Source organism: Streptomyces sp. NRRL WC-3549 (assembly GCF_000721935.1).
Taxonomy (GTDB): domain Bacteria; phylum Actinomycetota; class Actinomycetes; order Streptomycetales; family Streptomycetaceae; genus Streptomyces.
Genome location: NZ_KL585420.1, coordinates 119,742 through 120,136 on the forward strand (window position 1 = coordinate 119,742; position 395 = coordinate 120,136).

Below are 395 nucleotides of genomic sequence, written 5' to 3' on the forward strand. Positions count from 1 at the left end.
CCCGCGGGCGTCCCGGTACCGGTCCTGACGCCGCCCACCCTGGAGGGCGCCGGCGACGGGGTCGCCGCGCACACCGGGGCGGCAGAGCCCTGCCTCCCGGGCACCCCGCAGCCCCTCGACGGCCGGCAGGAGCCCGGGAGCGCGCCCGGGCCCGGCCCCGCCGCCGAACCTCCGGGGGCGGGTGGCCCCCCGGGCGCGGCACCCCGTTCGCGGGCCCACTCCGCCCACGGGGTGCGCGCGGAACGGACGCCGCCCGGCCCGGCCGCCTCCCGCCGTCCGCCGCACGCGGACCGGACGCCCAGGAGCGGCTCGGCCTCGGCCCGCCCGGTGACCGGCGGGTCGGTCGCTCCCTGACCCGGCGACCGCAGAAACGCCTGCGGGCCCCGGCACGTGCC

Annotated in this window: 1 pseudogene; it reads left to right on the forward strand. The window is 84.3% G+C overall.

From position 1 onward, the window contains the following. Positions 1-354, forward strand: a pseudogene (locus tag IH13_RS44900) (hypothetical protein); the annotation flags it as partial. Between the last annotated feature and the right edge of the window lie 41 nt (positions 355-395).